This is a genomic window from Telluria sp. Soil_C_11, from assembly GCF_057657395.1.
The window spans coordinates 105,806-123,713 of sequence record NZ_JBDGIN010000009.1; the positions used below are offsets into that span (position 1 = coordinate 105,806).

17 protein-coding genes are annotated in these 17,908 nt (G+C 68.7%); 10 read left to right on the forward strand and 7 right to left on the reverse strand.

Translation table 11 applies throughout. The features are described from left to right. The first annotated feature begins 78 nt into the window (after positions 1–78). From AC3A6M_RS16420 to AC3A6M_RS16455, 8 genes are all read left to right on the forward strand, one after another. Positions 79–306 (forward strand): hypothetical protein, encoded by a 228-nt coding sequence (locus AC3A6M_RS16420; RefSeq protein ID WP_487853797.1) that lies wholly within the window; start codon positions 79–81, stop codon positions 304–306. Between the two features lie 262 nt (positions 307–568). Continuing rightward, on the forward strand, positions 569–1,120 hold the full coding sequence (locus AC3A6M_RS16425) for a YXWGXW repeat-containing protein (protein WP_487853798.1): 552 nt from the start codon (positions 569–571) through the stop codon (positions 1,118–1,120). Positions 1,121–1,194: 74 nt separating this feature from the next. Beyond that, complete coding sequence (locus AC3A6M_RS16430; RefSeq protein ID WP_487853799.1) at positions 1,195–1,881, forward strand: ribonuclease HI family protein; 687 nt, start codon at positions 1,195–1,197, stop codon at positions 1,879–1,881. Next, positions 1,862–2,536 carry an HD domain-containing protein gene (locus tag AC3A6M_RS16435; protein WP_487853800.1) on the forward strand — a complete coding sequence of 225 codons (675 nt, stop codon included), beginning with the start codon at positions 1,862–1,864 and terminating at the stop codon, positions 2,534–2,536. The genes AC3A6M_RS16430 and AC3A6M_RS16435 overlap by 20 nt, the downstream gene beginning before the upstream one ends. 53 nt (positions 2,537–2,589) lie before the next feature. Then, on the forward strand, positions 2,590–3,822 hold the full coding sequence (locus AC3A6M_RS16440; RefSeq protein ID WP_487853801.1) for a TCR/Tet family MFS transporter: 1,233 nt from the start codon (positions 2,590–2,592) through the stop codon (positions 3,820–3,822). Beyond that, positions 3,819–4,709, forward strand: a complete 891-nt coding sequence (locus AC3A6M_RS16445; protein WP_487853802.1) for an EamA family transporter — start codon at positions 3,819–3,821, stop codon at positions 4,707–4,709. Before AC3A6M_RS16440 ends, AC3A6M_RS16445 begins: the two co-directional genes overlap by 4 nt. 86 nt (positions 4,710–4,795) lie before the next feature. Further along, on the forward strand, positions 4,796–6,067 hold the full coding sequence (locus tag AC3A6M_RS16450; protein ID WP_487853803.1) for a cyanophycinase: 1,272 nt from the start codon (positions 4,796–4,798) through the stop codon (positions 6,065–6,067). 228 nt (positions 6,068–6,295) lie between these two features. After that, on the forward strand, positions 6,296–8,704 hold the full coding sequence (locus AC3A6M_RS16455; protein WP_487853804.1) for a WD40/YVTN/BNR-like repeat-containing protein: 2,409 nt from the start codon (positions 6,296–6,298) through the stop codon (positions 8,702–8,704). Position 8,705: 1 nt separating this feature from the next. Here the strand turns inward: AC3A6M_RS16455 and AC3A6M_RS16460 are convergent, their stop codons facing one another. Genes AC3A6M_RS16460 through AC3A6M_RS16490 form a run of 7 tightly spaced genes read right to left on the reverse strand, consistent with a single transcriptional unit; the run spans position 8,706 to position 16,339 of the window. Then, a complete protein-coding gene (locus tag AC3A6M_RS16460) occupies positions 8,706–9,101 on the reverse strand; it encodes a RidA family protein (RefSeq protein ID WP_487853805.1) in 396 nt (131 codons plus the stop codon). Continuing rightward, positions 9,101–10,249, reverse strand: a complete 1,149-nt coding sequence (locus tag AC3A6M_RS16465; RefSeq protein WP_487853806.1) for an acyl-CoA dehydrogenase family protein — start codon at positions 10,247–10,249, stop codon at positions 9,101–9,103. The genes AC3A6M_RS16460 and AC3A6M_RS16465 overlap by 1 nt, the downstream gene beginning before the upstream one ends. 1 nt (position 10,250) lies before the next feature. Beyond that, complete coding sequence (locus AC3A6M_RS16470) at positions 10,251–11,105, reverse strand: enoyl-CoA hydratase family protein (RefSeq protein WP_487853807.1); 855 nt, start codon at positions 11,103–11,105, stop codon at positions 10,251–10,253. Positions 11,106–11,117: 12 nt separating this feature from the next. Continuing rightward, on the reverse strand, positions 11,118–11,519 hold the full coding sequence (locus AC3A6M_RS16475) for a MarR family winged helix-turn-helix transcriptional regulator (protein ID WP_487853869.1): 402 nt from the start codon (positions 11,517–11,519) through the stop codon (positions 11,118–11,120). Between the two features lie 41 nt (positions 11,520–11,560). Beyond that, positions 11,561–12,319: an SDR family NAD(P)-dependent oxidoreductase gene (locus tag AC3A6M_RS16480; RefSeq protein WP_487853808.1), complete on the reverse strand. Its 759-nt coding sequence runs from the start codon at positions 12,317–12,319 to the stop codon at positions 11,561–11,563. Beyond that, positions 12,316–14,706, reverse strand: a complete 2,391-nt coding sequence (locus tag AC3A6M_RS16485; RefSeq protein ID WP_487853809.1) for a bifunctional salicylyl-CoA 5-hydroxylase/oxidoreductase — start codon at positions 14,704–14,706, stop codon at positions 12,316–12,318. The genes AC3A6M_RS16480 and AC3A6M_RS16485 overlap by 4 nt, the downstream gene beginning before the upstream one ends. A gap of 7 nt (positions 14,707–14,713) precedes the next feature. Beyond that, the gene (locus AC3A6M_RS16490; protein WP_487853810.1) at positions 14,714–16,339 is read right to left on the reverse strand and encodes a benzoate-CoA ligase family protein; all 1,626 of its coding nucleotides are present in this window, start codon (positions 16,337–16,339) and stop codon (positions 14,714–14,716) included. Positions 16,340–16,475: 136 nt separating this feature from the next. Here AC3A6M_RS16490 and AC3A6M_RS16495 point away from each other — a divergent pair, with 136 nt between their 5' ends. Together AC3A6M_RS16495 and AC3A6M_RS16500 are read left to right on the forward strand one after the other, a co-directional pair. Continuing rightward, complete coding sequence (locus AC3A6M_RS16495) at positions 16,476–16,853, forward strand: YybH family protein (RefSeq protein ID WP_487853811.1); 378 nt, start codon at positions 16,476–16,478, stop codon at positions 16,851–16,853. Positions 16,854–16,948: 95 nt separating this feature from the next. Further along, positions 16,949–17,902 (forward strand): IS1595 family transposase, encoded by a 954-nt coding sequence (locus tag AC3A6M_RS16500; RefSeq protein ID WP_487853812.1) that lies wholly within the window; start codon positions 16,949–16,951, stop codon positions 17,900–17,902. The last annotated feature ends 6 nt before the right edge of the window (positions 17,903–17,908 follow it).

Here is a 17,908-nt window from a genome sequence, read left to right on the forward strand (position 1 = left end):
TGGAGACGCCGGCGCGGCTTCGATACAGTGCACACATCGACACACGAATCACCACCCAGAAACGAAAGGAGAACCATCATGAACGTCCTCAAACACATGGAAGCCGCTTTCCTGATTTCCCTGAGCGTCGCCGGCGTGGCCAGCGTGGCGCTCGATGCGATCCCGCCGGCCGAGGCCAGCGCCCCGGTCCGCGTCGAGGCTGCCGTCCAGCCGGACATGCCGGTCGTGCACGTGGTCGCCAAGCGCATGACCGACGCCGAAAAACGCCAGTCGCTGCAGGCCGAACGTGCCGGGAGCCAGACTTGAGCGCCGGCGACCGCGGGCGGTTCCCCTGCCGGAACCCGCCCGCGGCCAGCTGAGCTCCCGCATTCCCTCCACGCAATTCCCGCCCCGCTTTCCCCTCCGATCCTCTCCTGTTGCAGGCCAATGTGGCTACCAGGCATCATCGAACGCCCGTATTCTGTTTCAGATGTAAGCACTTCTTTCAGGGACGCACAGCCACTGCGCAGCGAGCTATAGTGAACTCGTCGCAAACGCATCTTGATCCGCACTGGACTGGAGACCGAATATGAAACGCACCCTTACCCTTGCAGCCCTGATCCTCGCCGGCGTCGCCGCTGCCCCGCTGCCCTCGCTTGCCCAGAGCAACGTCAGCCTCTACATCGGCACCGCGCCGCCCGCGCCGATGTACGAACGCGTACCGGCGCCGCGCCCCGGCTATGTCTGGGCGCCTGGCTACTGGAACTGGAACGGCCACCGCCACGTCTGGGCGCCGGGCTACTGGGTCGTCGAACGCCCGGGCTATGTCTACAACGCGCCGGTCTGGTACCAGAACAATGGCGGCTGGTACATGCAGCCGGCCCGCTGGTCGGCCTACGGCGGCTACGACCGCGGCTACCGCGACCGTGACCGCGACGGCATCCCGGACCGCTACGAGGCCCGCCGCGGCGGCTGGGACCGCGACCGCGACGGCATCCCCGACCGCTACGAGCACCGCCGCGGCGGCGGCCGCTGGGACCAGGACCGTGACGGCGTGCCGAACCGCTACGACCGCGACCGCGACGGCGACGGCGTCCCCAACCGCTACGACCGCCGTCCGGACAACGCCTGGCGCCGCTGATCCGCGCCGCCTCGGCCCCACCCACGAAAGCGCCGCCCGCCGGCGCTTTTGTCGTTTTCGGGTATCCTCCCGGCATGATCGAGTTTTCCCGTCTTGAAGAAATCGCCTACAAGGGCGAACGCGCGGCCAGCCGGCGCCTGGCCGCCGCTTCCGGCCTGTCCGACGAGCAAGCCCTGCGCCGCACGCTCGAACTCAAGGCCGGCAAGGCGGGCCTGGCCGCCCTGGTCGAGGCGCGCAGCGCCGAGCAGCTGGCGCAGGCCGGCCGCAGCGCGGCGCGCGACGCCGTCCGTGCCGCGGCGCGCGCACGCCAGGCCCGGCGCCACGATGGCGCGCCCAGCACCTGGCGCGCCTGGTTCGACGGTTCGGCGCGTCCGAATCCTGGCCGCTGCGGCATCGGGGTCCGCCTCGAGGGTCCGGACGGCGCCGTCGAGATCGCCCAGGCCGCCGGCTATGGCAACAGCAGCGAAGCGGAATACCGCGCCCTGATCGCCGTGCTGGAAGCGGCCGTCGCGCGCGGCGTGGCGAGCCTGACCGTCTACGGCGACAGCCAGGTCGTGATCGGCGACGCCAGCGGCCCGGACGCCCTCGCCGCCCCGTCCCTGCAGGCCTACCGCGCCACTGCGCGCGCACTCATGGCCCGCATCGACGGACTGGCGCTGCGCTGGGTCCCGCGCCACAAGAATGCCCAGGCGGATGCCCTTTCGCAGCGCGCCTTCGACGATTTCCCCCTTTCCGACACCGATGCAGAACACACACCCTGAACCCGGCGCCTGGCGCCCGCGCCTGGCCGCCCTCGCCATGGAATGCGCCGCCGGCGACCTGGATGGCGCCCACGACGGCAACCACCTCGACCGCGTCTGGCGCAATGCCCAGGCATTACTCGCCGATTACCCTGACGCCGACGCGCTGGTGGTGCTGGCGGCCTGCTACCTGCACGACCTGGTCAACCTGCCGAAGAACGACCCGGCCCGCGCCAGCGCTTCGCGCCGTTCGGCCGCACTGGCGCGCGAACGGCTGGCCGCGCTCGGCTTTCCGGCCGATAAGCTCGACGCGGTGGCGCATGCGATCGAAGCCCACAGTTTCTCGGCCGCGATCGTCCCGCGCACCCTGGAAGCGCAGATCGTGCAGGACGCCGACCGCCTCGACGGCCTCGGTGCGGTCGGACTGGCGCGCATGTTCTACATCGCCGGCCGGATGGGCAGCGGGCTGGCCCACGGCGGCGATCCGCTGGCAACGGACCGTCCGCTCGACGACCGCGCCTATTCGCTCGACCACATCCCGGTCAAGCTGGCGCGCCTTCCCGGCATGATGCAGACCGAGGCCGGGCGCCGCCTCGGCGAGCGGCGCCTGCGCCTGTTGATGGAGTTCCGCTCCGCGTTCGCCGCCGAGTGGACTGGCGACAACGCGATGGATTAACCGTCAGGCAACAGTGCTACCATAGGGATTTTCGACATCGCGACGCCGCTCCCATGTCCAGCACTGCGACCCTCGCCAGCCCGAAGGCCGGCAACCTGAACTTCGTCCTGATCTGCGTGTTCATCGACATGCTGGGCATCGGCCTGATCGTGCCGGTGCTGCCGGCCCTGGTCGGCGAATTCGTCCATGGACGCGAGCAGCAGGCGTTCTGGTACGGCATCCTGTCGGCCGTGTTCGGGCTGATGCAATTCCTGTTCATGCCGATGGTGGGCGCGGCCAGCGACCGGCTCGGCCGGCGTCCGATCATGCTGTATTCGATGGCCGGGATGGGCATCAACTTCCTGGCCACGGCCTGGGCGCCTAACCTGGCCTGCCTGTTCATCGGCCGCGTGATCGGCGGCGCCTCCTCGGCCAGCATGTCGGTGGCGATGGCCTATGCCTCCGACGTCACCGCACCCGAAGAGCGCGCGAAGAGCTTCGGCAAGATCGGCGCCGCCTTCGGCTTCGGCTTCGTCTGCGGGCCGATGCTGGGCGGCCTGCTCGGCAACATCTCGCTGCACCTGCCCTTCTACGTCGCGGCCGGCCTGTCGGCCGCCAACTTCGCGTACGGTTTCCTGGCGGTGCCGGAATCGCTGCCGCCGGGGAACCGCAAGCCCTTCCGCTTTTCGGACATCCATCCCTTCGGCGGCCTGGCGCGGCTGGCGCGCAAGAAGGAGATCCGCGGCCTGGTGGTGGTCACGGTGCTGGTCACCTTCGCCCAGATGATGCTGCAGTCCACCTGGGTGCTGTACACGACCTTCCGCTTCGACTGGACCCCGCGCGACAACGGCATCGCCATGTTCTGCGTGGGCGTCGCCAGCATCGTGGTGCAGGCCGGGCTGCTGGCGGTACTGATCCGGCGCTTCGGCGAGGTGCGGCTGTCGCTGCTCGGACTGGCCTCGGGCGCGGTCACCTACATGCTGTACGGCCTCGCCACCCAGGGCTGGATGATGTACGTGTTCATCCTGTGTAACCTGCTGGCCTTCGCCGCCGGCCCCGCCCTGCAGGGCATCATCTCGAAGAGCGCCGGCCCCGGCGAGCAGGGCGAGCTGATGGGATCCCTGCAATCGGTCGGCAGCCTGGGCGTGATCCTGATGCCGCTGCTCGGCACCTTCATCCTCGGCGCCGCCAGCCACCTGCCGCCGCAGGACTGGCGCGTCGGCGGTCCCTTCTTCGTGTGCGCGGCGATGCAGACCGTGGCGATCGTCGTGGCGCGCCGCTACTTCCGCTCGCACGGCCAAGCGTGACGGCGGCGATTCCGCCTCATGTGATCGTGGCGGTGCTGGGCGCCGCGCTGCTGCATGCGACCTGGAATGCGCTGGTCAAGGGCCGCGCCCCTGCCGCGCAACGGCAGCGCGACCCGCTGCCCGCCACCGTGATCGTGGTCGCCGGCGGCGCGCTCGCCAGCGCCCTGCTGCTGCCTTTCGTGAACGCGCCGGCGCCCGCCAGCTGGCCGTTCATCGGCGCGTCGAGCATCGTCCAGGTGGCCTATTACCGGTTGCTGATCCAGGCCTACGCGCACGGCGACATGAGCCATGCCTATCCGCTGATGCGCGGCAGCGCGCCGCTGCTGGTGGCGGCGGTGAACGGCGTGCTGACCGGAGAACGGCTGAACGGCGCGCAGTGGATCGCCGTCTGCCTGATCTGCGGCGGCGTGCTGGCGATGCTGCTGGGCGCACCCGCGCCGCACGCCGACCAGGCCCGGCGCAGCCAGCGCCGCGCCACCGGCTTCGCGCTGGCCACCGCCTGCGTGATCGCGCTGTACACCATGATCGACGGCGCGGGGGTGCGCCGTTCGGGCGCGCCGGCCGCCTACACGATGTGGATCTTCCTGCTGAACGGCACGGCGGTGACGGCATGGGCCGCGCGCAGGCGCGCCCGCGACCTGCTGCGCCTGGCCGCCGCGCGGCCCCTGCTGCTGCCGCTGGGCGGGGTCAGCACGCTCGGGTCCTACGGCATCGCGCTGTGGGCGATGACCCTGGCGCCGGTGGCCGCCATCGCCGCCCTCAGGGAGACCTCGATCCTGTTCGCCACCGCCATCGCCGCGCTGATCCTGCGCGAACGGGTCGGACGCTGGCGCCTGCTGGCGGCCACGCTGATCGCCTGTGGCGCCGCCGCCATGCGCCTCGCGTGAAGCGGTTGTCGAGCTCGTGACAATTTGCTAAGGTCGCTAGCAGGCTCCACCAGCGCGATGCGCTCCACTTTCCCGACGGAGGTTTCATGCATTTCCGTAACAAGCCCCTGTGCGCCGCCCTTTTCCTGTTCGTTTCGGCATCGAATGCGGCGACGGCGGCGAAAAGCTATACCTACTCCTATCTCGGGAATCCGGACAATCCCAGCGTGTCCGCCACGCCTGCCTCCTGCGCCAAAGGAAGCTGCACACCCTCGATCGCCCTGGTCGGCGGCGGCTACGACGTCGGCGAGGCCTTCCGCTGGATGATCGCCCGCGCCGGCATCTCGAAGAGCACGGGCGGGCGCTTCGTGATCATCCGCGCCACCGGCACCGATGCCTACAATCCCTACATCTACAGCCGCCTCGGGCAAGTCGATCCAACCAGCCCACGCGGCTACGAAATGGTGGGCGGCGCGGACCTCGGGCTGACTTCGGTCGAAACCCTGGTCATCCCCAACCGGGCCGCCGCAGAAGATCCCTTCGTGCTGAAAGTGGTCGGGCGGGCGAGCGCCATCTTCGTCGCCGGCGGCGACCAGGCGGATTACTACAATTACTGGCAAGGCACCTCGCTGACCCAGCTCATCCAGAAAGCCGTGGCGGCAGGCATTCCGGTGGGCGGCACCAGCGCCGGCACCGCCATGCTGGGCCAGTTTGCCTTCGCGGCGTTGAACGGGGCCGTGGAATCGCCCGCGGCCCTGAGCGATCCGTTCAACCGCTACGTGACGATCGATCCGCTGAACACCGCGTCGAAGAAATTCGTCCAGACCGGCAGCTTCCTGAATATCGCGTCGCTGGGCAACACCATCACCGACACCCATTTCAATACCCGCGACCGGCTCGGCCGCCTGTTCTCCTTCGTGGCGCGGATCGGCAAGGACTGTCCCGGCGGCGTGGTGAATACCGGGGACGTCGCCGGCATCGGCATCGACGAGGAAACCGCGCTGCTGGTCTCCGGCGCGCCGGGCAGCGCCAAAGCGGAGATGGCGGTCAATCCCTACAACGCCGAGAACACGACAGCGCAATATACCGCGCAGAATTCCGCCTACTTCGTCAAGTACACCGGCGCGCCGGTGCAGTGCGTGGCCGGCAAGCCCCTGGTCGACAACAGCGGGATCCAGGTGTACCGCCTGAGTGCGCAGCCGTCCAGGCCCTCGCCTTACGCCAGCGCGCCGCAGTACAGCTTCAAGGTGAGCGCTTCCTTCAATACCTCGAACTGGACCTCGCAGTCCGTGCAGACCTATGGCGATGGCTCGTCGCTGAACGGTCCCTATTATTACGGCACCGCGGATGGGGCGGTGCTGGGGAATGCCGTGCATTGAGATGGTCCGGCGCCCGGTCGCGGCCGGGCGCCGATCCTCGTGCCGATTCAAACCATTTGTCAATTGTCCTCGCATACTCAAGTCGCTTACGCCTGCTGAGTTGTTTTTTCGTCTACTTCACGAAAACTTACGGAACGCCCGAGCGGGAAAGCAGTAGCCTCGGCAGTTCCGCATCATGGCGGAATTGGCCGGCTGCGGACCACGACAACCACGACAAATGGAGACACGATGGCTTCGTTACTTTCAGGAAAATGGCTCGCCGCTATCCTTGCCGCAGCCAGTGCAGTATCCGCGGCCCAGGCCCAGACCGCGACCGATGACAGCGGCTACCGCAGCGCCCAGGATTTCCGCTCGTTCCAGAACGCGGGCGGGGACGAGGAGGCGCGTCCGACCGTGATGGGCCGGCTCGAATGGCTCAAGGCCCGCTATGGCGCTACCCTGCCCGCCGATTTCTCGCGCCGCATGGCGCAGGAATGGGCGAAGCAGCGAAGCACCTGGCCGCAGCTGGCCCCGGGCGCCACGCCGCCCGCCGGCGTGCCGCAATGGCAGTCGATCGGCCCGACCCGCGCCGTCAAGACCGAGAACGGCTACAAGCTGAGCGTGACCGACAGCGGCCGCGTGCGCAATATCCTCCCCCATCCGACCGACCCGAACACGGTCTACCTGCTGTCGTCCTCGGGCGGCATCTGGAAGACCACCAACTTCGAAGCGCCCTACCCGAGCTGGACGCCGATCACCGACAAGGTCATCACCACCAGCGGCGGCGCGGCGGCGCTCGGCCGCGACCCGCAGACGCTGTACTACGGCACCGGCGATCCTTTCGACGGCATCCCGCTGGTCGGCGGCGCCATGCTGAAGACCACCGACGGCGGCAACACCTGGTCGCCCTTCACCTTCCTCGGCAATTCGGGCATGGTGCTGGACGTCAAGGTCGACACCCGCGGCGCGAAAGACGTGGTGCTGGTGGCCACCGACGCCGGCGTCTATCGCTCGGCGGACGGCGGCAACACCTACGCCAGCGTGCTGAATGCCGGCCGGGTCTGGAGCCTGGCGCGCACGAATGTCGGCTGGCTGGCGACGGTCGCCACCAGCGGCTATTACAGCCCGGCCACGCTGTATCTCTCCAGCGACGGCGTCAACTGGTCGCCGCTGTCCGCGCCCAACCTGACCAACGGGGCCGGCCGCATCACGCTGGCGGTGGGTGCGCCGGGCGATGCGGTGGTCTACGCCTATGCCGCCCGCTCCTGCGACGCCGGCTGCGACCAGAAGGACCTGTACCGTTCGGCCGACGGCGGCTATACCTGGACCGCGCTGGGCCTGAAGACCAAGGCGCCGGTCAATCCGAACGAGGAAAACCCGACCATGGAGCTGATGGGCGGCCAGGGCTTCTATAACCACATGATCGTGGTCGACCAGACCGACCCGTCGCGTAATACCGTCTACCTGGGCGGCCAGCTCAACACCGGCAAGACCACCGACGGCGGCAAGACCTGGCGCCTGCTCACCAACTGGCTGGCCCAGTTCGGCATGCCCTACGCCCACGCCGACCACCATACCGCCGTGGTCTCGACCGCGGGCGGCAGGAAGCGCGTGATGTTCGGCACCGACGGCGGCCTGTTCCTCAGCTACGACGAGGGCAAGACCTGGACCGACCAGAAGAACACCGGCATCGTGGATCACCTGATCTATTCGATGGCGACCTCGGGCGCCGATCCGAACAGCGTGCTGGTCGGCCTGCAGGACAACGGCACCCGCATCCGTGCCGGCAACACCAGCGTGTTCAACCAGAGCTTCGGCGGCGACGGCTTCGGCGTGGGGTGGAGCCAGTCGAAGACCAACGTGACCGCGCTCGGCAGCTATGTCTACGGCTATATCTACTCGGCGCAGAAGGACCCGAACATCCAGCGCAAGTGGACCGACCCGGCCTTCGACGATGCGACCTGCACCTACAACGGCATCAACGCCTGCAACGCCTACTTCGTGACGCCGATCGCCACCCCCAGCGCCATGGCCGATCCGGGCGGGAAGACCTACTTCACCAACACCGCCAGCCTGGTCTACCGGACCGACGACGCGGGCGCGTCCTGGCGTCCTATCTTCAAGGGCAACACGGCCTACACCTACGTTCGCGGCGCGTCGCACAGCGTGGCGGTCAGCCCGATCGACCTGAACCATGTAGCGGCGGTCTCCCCCGGCGGTGCGCTGCTGCTGACTTCGGACGGCGGCGCCCACTGGGCCTTGCGCAGCACGCTGGTGCCGGGCCACAGCGGCTATAACAGCACCGTCGCCTGGGCCAACAATTCCGTGCTGTATGTCGGCTCGGAGAATCCGTTCGGCCAGGGCGTATGGGTGGTGAAGTCGACCGACGGCGGCGCGACCTGGAGCGCGGCCAGCAACGGCCTGCCGAACGTGCCGATCCAGAAGCTGCTGGCGGCGCCGAACGACTTGAGCGGCAACACGGTGTATGCGGCGACCTGGCTGGGCGTGTATCGCACCACCAACGGCGGCATCAGCTGGAGCCAGTTCGGCGCCGGCCTGCCGACCGTCGAGGTGAGCGACCTCTACATGCCGGCCGACGGCAGCTTCCTGCGCGCCTCGACCTACGGCCGCGGCGTGTGGGACTTGCCGCTGCGCTGACCTAGACTTCCGGCACGACGGCCGTCACCTCGATCTCGACCCGCGCCCTGTCTTCGATCAGGGCGCGGACTTCGACGGCCGTCATGGCCGGGTAGTGCTTGCCGATGATCTCGCGGTAGGCGGCGCCCAGCTCGCCCGAGGCGGCCAGGTACTCGCGCTTGTCGAGCACATACCAGGTCATGCGCACGATGTGTTCGGGCCGCGCCTGGGCCTCGCGCAGCACCTCGACCACGTTCAGCAGCGCCTGGCGCGCCTGCAGGGCGAAATCGTCGCTCTCGAAATGGCCCTGCGCGTTCCAGCCGATCATGCCGCTCACGAAGACCTGGCGGCCGCTGGCGGCGACGCCGTTCGAATAGCCGCGCGGGCGCGGCCAGCCCGGGGGTTGGAGGATGTCCATCAATGCTTCTCCTTCAGCAGTTCGCGCGCGATGATCAGTTGCTGCACCTCGGTCGCGCCCTCGTAGATGCGCAGGGCGCGGATCTCGCGGTACAGCTGTTCGGCCGGGTGGCCGCTCATGACGCCCAGGCCGCCGAACATCTGCACGGCCGCGTCGATCACCTGCTGCGCCGACTCGGTCGCCGTCATCTTCGCCATCGCCGCTTCCTTGGTGACCCTGGCGCCGCGGTCGCGCTGCCAGGCTGCGCGGTAGGTCAGCAGCGCGCTGGCGTCGATCCTGGTCGCCATCTCGGCGAGCTTGGCCTGCGTGAGCTGGAAATCGGACAGGGTCTGGCCGAACATCTTGCGCCGGGTGGCGTGCGCCAGCGCTTCGTCGAAGGCGCGCCGCGCGAAGCCCAGCGCCGCGGCCGCGACCGAGGTGCGGAACACGTCCAGGGTCGCCATCGCCACCTTGAAGCCCTGGCCGGCCTCGCCGACGCGCTGGGATGCCGGTATCCTGCAGCCGTCGAAGCGCAGGCGCGCCAGCGGATGCGGGGCGATCACCTCGATGCGCTCGGCGATCCCGAAGCCGGGGGCGCCGGCATCGACGATAAAGGCGCTGATGCCGCGTGCGCCCGGCGCCTCGCCCGTGCGTGCGAACACCACGTAGAAGTCGGCGATGCCGCCGTTCGAGATCCAGGTCTTTTCGCCGTCCAGCACATAGCTGTCGCCGTCCAGGCGCGCCGCGCATTGCATGGCCGCGACATCCGAACCGGCGCCCGGTTCCGACAGCGCGAAGGCGGCGATCGCCTCGCCGCGCGCGACCCGCGGCAGGTAATGCTCGCGCTGGGCCTCGCTGCCGAACAGGCTGATCGCGCCCGATCCCAGTCCCTGCATGGCGAAGGCAAAGTCGGCAAGGCCGTTGTGGCGCGCCAGCGTCTCGCGGATCAGGCAGATCGCGCGCGTGTCGATCGCTTGCGCATCCCCCGCGATCGCATGGCGCAGCCAGCCGCCCTCGCCCAGCAGGCGCACCAGCCGCCGGCAATCGTCATCGACGTCAGGCGAATGCACGCCGCGCACGTTCTGGGCCGCCCATTCGTCGAGCGCCGCTTCGAGGTCGGCGTGGCGGCCGTCGAAGAACGGCCACGCCAGGTAAGACTTGTCGGCCATCTCAATCCCCTTCGAAGACCGGTTTCTGTTTCGCCACGAAGGCGTGGTAGGCGCGGTGGAAGTCGTTGGTCGCCATGCAGATGGCCTGGGCCTGGGCCTCGGCTTCGATGGCTTCGTCAATCCCCATGTTCCACTCCTGCTGCAGCATCTTCTTGGTCATCCCGTGCGCGAAGCTGGGGCCTTCGGCCAGGCTGCGCGCGAGAAGCTGGGCCTCGGTCAAGACGGCATCCGGCTCGCACAGGCGGTTGAAGAAGCCCCAGCGTTCGCCCTCCTCGGCCGACATCGAACGCCCCGTGTACAGCAGTTCCGCGGCGCGGCCCTGGCCGATCAGGCGCGGCAAGATGGAACAGGCGCCCATGTCGCAGCCGGCCAGGCCGACCCGCGCGAACAGGAAGGCGGTCCTGGTGCGCGGCGTGGCGAGGCGCAGGTCGGAGGCCATCGCCAGGATCGCGCCGGCGCCGGCGCATACGCCGTCCACCGCCGCCACGATCGGCTGCGGGCAGGCGCGCATCGCCTTCACGGTATCGCCGGTCATGCGGGTGAAGGCCAGCAGGCCGGGCATGTCGAGCTGGGTGAGCGGGCCGATGATCTCGTGGACGTCGCCGCCGGAACAGAAATTCCCGCCCGCGCCGGCGATCACCACCGCCTTCACGTCGTCCGCGTAGGCCAAGGCGCGGAACAGGTCGCGCAGCTCGGCATACGAATCGAAGGTCAGCGGATTCTTGCGCTCCGGGCGGTTCAGGGTGATGGTGGCGACGCCGTTGGCGGCCTCGTACAGGAAATGCTCGGCGCTGTAGCCCGAGAGCTGCGCGCGGTTGCGCGGCAGCGAATGCGGGTCGCCCTGCAGGTAACGCATGGTGTGCTCCTTTTACTGATCGTTCAAATGCTGCTTCATCTTGTCGAGCAGCGAAATCATCAATGCCTTGTCGGCGGCGGGAATGTCGCCGAACAGCTCCGCGACCCAGGCTTCGTGCACGGCGGCCATCTCGGCGAAGGCGGCCTGGCCCGACGGGGTCAGCCTGACCACGAAGGCGCGGCCGTCCTGCGGATCGGGCACGCGCGCCACCAGTCCCTCGCGCTCGAGCTGGTCGGCGATGCCGGTGACGTTGCCGCCGGTGACCATCATGCGCTTCGACAGCTCGCCCATCCGCAAGCCATCCGGCTGGCGCTCCAGCTGGGCCATCATGTCGAAGCGCGGCAGGGTGATGCCGAAGCTGGTGCGCAGGCGGCTGCGGATCGCGCTCTCGACGCGCGTGGTGCAGACCATCATGCGCAGCCACAGCTTGAGCGCCTGGTGCTCTTCGCGCGGCTTCACATCACCTCCCCGCCGGCCACCGCGATCGACTGGCCGTTCAGGGCCGCGGCCCCGGGCATGCACAGCATGGCGACGGCATGCGCCACCTCCTCGGGCCGCACCAGCCGTCCCTGCGGATTGCCGGCCGCCAGTTCCGCGCGCGCCTGCGCCTCCGTACGGCCGGTCTTGCGCACGATGTTGGCCACGGCGTCCTGCACGATATCGGTCTCGGTATAGCCCGGGCAGACCGCATTCACGGTGATGCCCTTGTTTGCCAGCTCGAGGGCCAGCGCGCGCGTCAGGCCGACCAGTCCGTGCTTGGCGGCGCAATAGGCGGCGACGTAGCGGTAGCCGGTGAGCCCGGCGGTGGACGCGACGTTGACGATGCGTCCCCAGCCCGCTTCCAGCATCGCCGGCAGGGCCGCCTGGATGCAGTGGTAGGCGCCGCCCAGGTTCACGTCCAGCATGCGCTGCCACGTCGCCGCATCGGTTTTCAGGAATGCGCTCGACGCGGCCTGGCCGGCGTTGTTGACGAGGATGTCGGCCGCGCCCGCGCGCGCGAAGGCCCCGGCCACGCTGGCCTGGTCGGCCACATCCACCACCTGCCAGGCGACCCCGCCGCCCAGTTCGGCCGCCGCCGCTTGCAGCGCGGCCCCGTCGCGCGCCATCAGGGTCACGCGCGCGCCCTCCTCGATCAGCCTGCGCGCGACCGCCAGTCCGATGCCCCGGCTGGCGCCCGTCACCACCGCATGCTTGCCCTTGAGCGTGTCCATCATCCCTCCAGCAGCCGCGCCGCCACCTGCTGCGGCGACAGGCCCGTATTCGCGGCCGCGACCTGGCGTTCGCGTTCCAGGTTGCGCTCCAGTTGGGCCTTGCCGGCCAGGTACTGCTTCGGCCAGGCGATCGCCGTGAACCCGATCTTCGCCGCTTCCGTGAGGGTCCAGGCCGGATTCGCCAGGTGCGGCCGGCCCACCGCGCACAGGTCGGCGCGCCCGGCGGCGATGATGCTGTTGGCGTGGTCGGCCTCGAAGATGGAGCCGACCGCGATGGCGGGAATGCCGGCCTCGTTGCGGATGCGGTCGGCGAACGGGGTCTGGTACATGCGGCCGAACACCGGTTTTTCCTGCTTGCTGACCTGGCCCGACGAGCAGTCGATCATGTCGGCCCCCGCTTCCTTGAACAGGCGCGCGATCTGGACCGCGTCGGAGGGCGTGATGCCGCCCTCGACCCAGTCGTGGGCCGAGATCCGCACGCTCATCGGCTTCCCCGCCGGCCAGGCGGCCCGCATGGCGCGGAACACGCGCAGCGGATAGCGGCAGCGGTTTTCCAGGCTGCCGCCGTAATCGTCGGTGCGGCGGTTGGTCAGCGGCGAGATGAAGGACGACAGCAGGTAGCCGTGCGCGCAGTGCAGTTCGAGCCAGTCGAAACCCGCCTCCTCCGCAGCCAGCGTGGCGCGCACGAAGTCCGCTTCGACCCTTTCCAGATCCGCTTCGGTGGCCGCGCGCGCCACTTGCGACACGCCGGGCAGGTACTGTTCGCTTGATGCCGCGATCAGCGGCCAGTTATCGTCCGGCAGCGGCTGGTCGATCCCCTCCCACATCACGCGCGTCGAGCCTTTCGGGCCGGCGTGGCCGAGCTGGATGGCGATGCGGGCATCGGTCTGGCCATGCACGAAGTCGACGATGCGCTTCCAGGCCGCCGTGTGTGCGGGCGCGTACAGGCCGGGGCAGCTCGGGGTGATGCGGGCGTCGGCCGAGACGCAGGTCATCTCCGCGAACACCAGCGCCGCGCCGCCCAGCGCGCGCGCGCCGAGATGCACCAGGTGGTAGTCGCCCGGCACGCCGTCGACCGCGGAGTACTGGGCCATCGGCGAGACCACGATGCGGTTCTTCAGCACCAGCCCGCGCACGCGGAAGGGCGTGAGCATGGGCGGCACGCGCGCGCCCGCGGGCATCGGCAAAGGTAAAGCTGGAAACCCGGCCTGTGCGCATGCGCGCCGCGCGAACCAGTCCTCGAAACGCGCCACGTAGCCGGGGTCGCGCAGGCGCAGGTTCTCGTGCGAGATGCGCTGGCTGCGGGTGAGCATCGAGTAGGCGAACTGCTCGGCTTCCAAAGCGCTGTAGCGTTCGACGTTCTCGAACCACTCCATCGAATTGCGCGCCGCCGACTGGATCTTCAGGACCTCGACCGAGCGGCTGGCCTGGTAGGCGGCCAGCGCCGCACGCAGGTCACCGGGCTGCGCCGCACAGCAGCGCGCCAGCTCGATCGCATCCTCCAGCGCCAGCTTGGTGCCCGAGCCGATCGAGAAGTGCGCCGTATGCGCGGCATCGCCCATCAGCACGACGGGAACATTCCCATTCCAGTGCACCCACTCTTCGCAGACGATGCGCGGAAAGGCGATCCAGATCGCCGAGCCGCGCAGGTGGCCGGCGTTCGACAGCAGCGGATGGCCGTCCAGGTGTTCGGCGAACAGTCGCTCGCAGAAGGCAATGCCCTCTTCCTGCGGCATGTCGTCCAGGCCGGCCTTGCGCCACACCTCCTCCGGCGTCTCGACGATGAAGGTCGAGGTGTCGCCGTCGAACTGGTAGATATGGGCCTGGAACCAGCCGTGCTCCGTTTCCTTGAACACGAAGGTAAAGGCGTCGAACTTCTTCTTCGTGCCGAGCCACACGAAGCGGCAGCGGCGCGTCTCGACCGAAGGCCGGTAGGTATCGGCATGTCGGGCGCGGATGCGGCTGTTCAGGCCATCGGCGGCGATCACCAGGTCGGCCTTGTAGCGCGCGGCGATCGCCTGGTCGTCCTGCACGTCGGTCTCGAACACCAGCTCCACGCCCAGTTCCTCGCAGCGCGCCTGCAGGATGTTCAGCAGGCGCTTGCGGCCGATCCCGCAGAAGCCGTGGCCGCCCGACGTGACGCGGCTGCCCTTGTAGAAGACGTCGATGTCGTCCCAGTGGTTGAAGGCCTGCAGGATGGCGCGCGCGGTGGGCTCGTCGCTGGCCACCAGGTTGCCCAGGGTCTGGTCGGAAAACACCACGCCCCAGCCGAAGGTGTCGTAGGGCCGGTTGCGCTCGACCACGACGATGCGGTGGGCAGGATCCTGTTTTTTCATCAGGAGCGCGAAATACAGGCCGGCCGGGCCGCCGCCGATGCAAACGATATTCATACGGTGTTCAAAGCTCACGTAATTTGAAGCGCTGCAGCTTGCCCGTTTCGGTGCGCGGCAGCTTGTCGGTGAAGCGCACGGCGCGCGGGTATTTGTACGGAGCGATGCGCTCCTTGACGAAGTCCTGCAGCGCGCGCACCAGTTCGGGCGATTCGTCCACGCCGGGCTTGAGCACGACATGCGCTTCGACGATCTGGCCGCGCTCCTCGTCGGCGCGGCCGACCACGCCGCATTCGGCCACCGCCGGATGGCGCAGCAGCACGTCCTCGACTTCCGCCCCGGCGATGTTGTAGCCGGCCGAGATGATCATGTCGTCGGTGCGCGAACGATAGTAAAAGTAACCGTCGCCGTCCATCTCGTAGGCGTCGCCGGTCAGGTTCCAGCCGTTCAGCACGTACTTGCGCTGGCGCTCGTCCGCCAGGTAGCGGCAACCGGTCGGGCCCTTGACCGCGAGGCGCCCGATGACGCCGGGGCCGACCGGTTCTCCCTTCGCATCGAGGATGCAGGCGCGGTAGCCCGGCACCGGCTTGCCGGTCGCGCCGGGCCGGATGTCCGCGCCGCTGGCGGAGATGAAGATATGCAGGATCTCGGTGGCGCCGATCCCGTCGATCATGTCGATCCCGGTGGCGGCCTTCCAGGCGTCGCGGGTGGCCAGCGGCAGCGCCTCGCCGGCCGACACGCAGGCGCGCAGCGAATCCAGGTCGTGCTGCGGCGCCAGCGGCGTCATCTGGCGGTAGAAGGTCGGCGCCGTGAAGCACACGGTGGCGCGGAAGCGGTCGATCGCCGCCAGCAGGCCTTCCGGCGTGAGCCTTTCCAGCAGCACCCCGGCCGCGCCCACGCGCAGGGGGAACAGCAGCAGTCCGCCGAGGCCGAAGGTGAAGGCCAGCGGCGGCGTGCCGATGAAGATGTCGTCTTCGCGCGAGCGCAGCGTGTGCGCCGGGAAGCAGTCGCAGATCGCCAGCACGTCGCGGTGGAAGTGCATGGTGCCCTTCGGGACGCCGGTGGTGCCGGACGTGAAGCTGATCAGGCAGACGTCGTCGGCCGCCGTGTCCAGCGCATGGAAGGGTTGGTCGTGGCGCGCCATCAGCACCTCGATCCCTTCCGCATGGCCGGGATCGTCGAACCAGACCACCGGCGGATGGCCCGCCACCTGTTCCAGTTCGCCGGCCAGGGAGCGCGCGCACAGCACCGCGTTCACCTGCGCCTTGTCGAGGATGACGCCGAGCTCGCGCGCGCGCAGCAGCGGCATGGTCGGCACCGCGATCAGGCCGGCCTTGAGCACGGCCAGGATGCTGGCGGCCATCATCGGACAGTTCGCGCCGCGCAGCAGCACCCGGTTGCCCGGCACCAGGCCCATGTCGGTGCGCAGCACATGGGCGATGCGGTCGACCTGGCGCTGCAGTTCGGCATAGCTCCAGCTCAGGTGCTCGCCCAGCACGGCGGTGCGCGCGCCGCGGCCCTCGGCCACGTGGCGGTCGAGCAGCTCGGCCACGCAGTTCAGGCGCGCCGGGTACCGGAGTGCGGGAAGGTCGAAGATGAAATCGGGCCATTCGCCGGCCGGCGGGAGATGGTCCCGCGCGAAGCTGTCGACGTAGGCCGAAGGGCTCAACTCTGCAGCGGACAGGCTTGTCATTGGAGCGCTCCGGAGAAAAGGATAGGTCGGTGGGGCCGGCAGATACTTTAAACCTAAAGCAAATTCAAGACAAGCCAGGTTGTTTTTTTAATAAAGATCGGCGTATGATTCCCTGCACCTGACGAAAGGATGATCAATGGCCCTGAAAGACGAGATCCAGGCGGCGCAAGACCGCCTTGCCGACGCCGTGTCGGCGCGCGACGCCGAGCGCGCCGCATCGCTCTACTCCGAGGACGCACGCCTGATCCCGCAAGGCGCGCCCGCCTGCACGGACCGTGGCGCGATCGCCGCCTTCTTCGCCGGCGCCTTTGCCAACGGCATCGTCGGCGCGCGCTTCATCACCGAAGACGTGGACGGCGACGAGGCGCGCGCGAGCGAGGTCGGGCGTTACGAACTGTACGCCGCGGGCCCGGACGGCAACCAGGTCCGCGCGGCGGAAGGACGCTACCTCATCGCCTGGCGCAAGGCCGGCGGCGAGTGGCGCATCCACCGCGACATGTTCAACTCGCAGTAGGAGCAGCCTAGAACTTGGCGCTGTTCGCATTAAGTGTGGAATCTTTTTCGCAAGCGCCCGGTCCAACGTCGACCTGAACCGTTGACGGAGGCGCCATGCAAGCCCGGCAGTTCGAGCAATTTCTCCAGCGTCTACCGAGCCTCACCCGGCGCCAGCGCGGCCGGCTGCTGGCGCTGCTGCAATCGGCGGCCGGGCTGGACCGGGCTCTCGACGTCATCGAACAACCAGGACAGGCGCCTTGCTGCCCGCGCTGCCAGGCCGATCGTCCTTATCGTCACGGCCATGCGAATGGCCTGCAGCGTTATCGCTGCCGCATCTGCTTTCGTACCTTCAACGCCCTGAGCGGCACGCCGCTGGCCCGGCTGCGCCACAAATCGCGCTGGATCGACTACCTCGACGGCATGCTCGACTCGCGCAGCGTGCGCCGCGCGGCGCTGGAAACGGGCGTGGCCAGCGCCACCAGCTTTCGTTGGCGGCATCGCTTCCTCAGCGTGACCAAGGACGACCGGCCCGAGCGGTTAAAGGGAATCGCCGAAGCCGACGAAATGTATGTGCTCGAATCGCACAAAGGCGCCAGGAAACTCGACCGCCCGCCACGAAAACGTGGCGGCAAAGCGTCAAAGCGCGGCATTTCGAACGAGCAGATGTGTATTTTGGTCGCACGCGACCGCAGCGGGCAGACCATCGATGCCGTCACCGGCAAGGGCGCGCTGCGCAAGCAGCATTTGCTCGAGCACCTGGGACCGCGCATCGAGCGCGACGTGCTGCTGGTGACCGACAGCCATGCCGCTTATCCGGCATTCGCCCGTGAAGCCGGGATCGCCCATGAAGCCGTGAACGTGAGCGCAGGCATCCGCAAGCGCGGCGCCCTGCACATCCAAAACGTCAACGCCTATCACAGCCGCATGCGCGCCTGGCTGGTGCCGTTCCGCGGGATCGCCAGCCGTTACCTGTCCCACTACTTCGGCTGGCGCTGGGCGCTGGACGGGCAACGCATCGCCAGTGCGGACGCCTTCCTGAGAGCGGCGCTGGGCAGATTCAACACTTAACGCGAA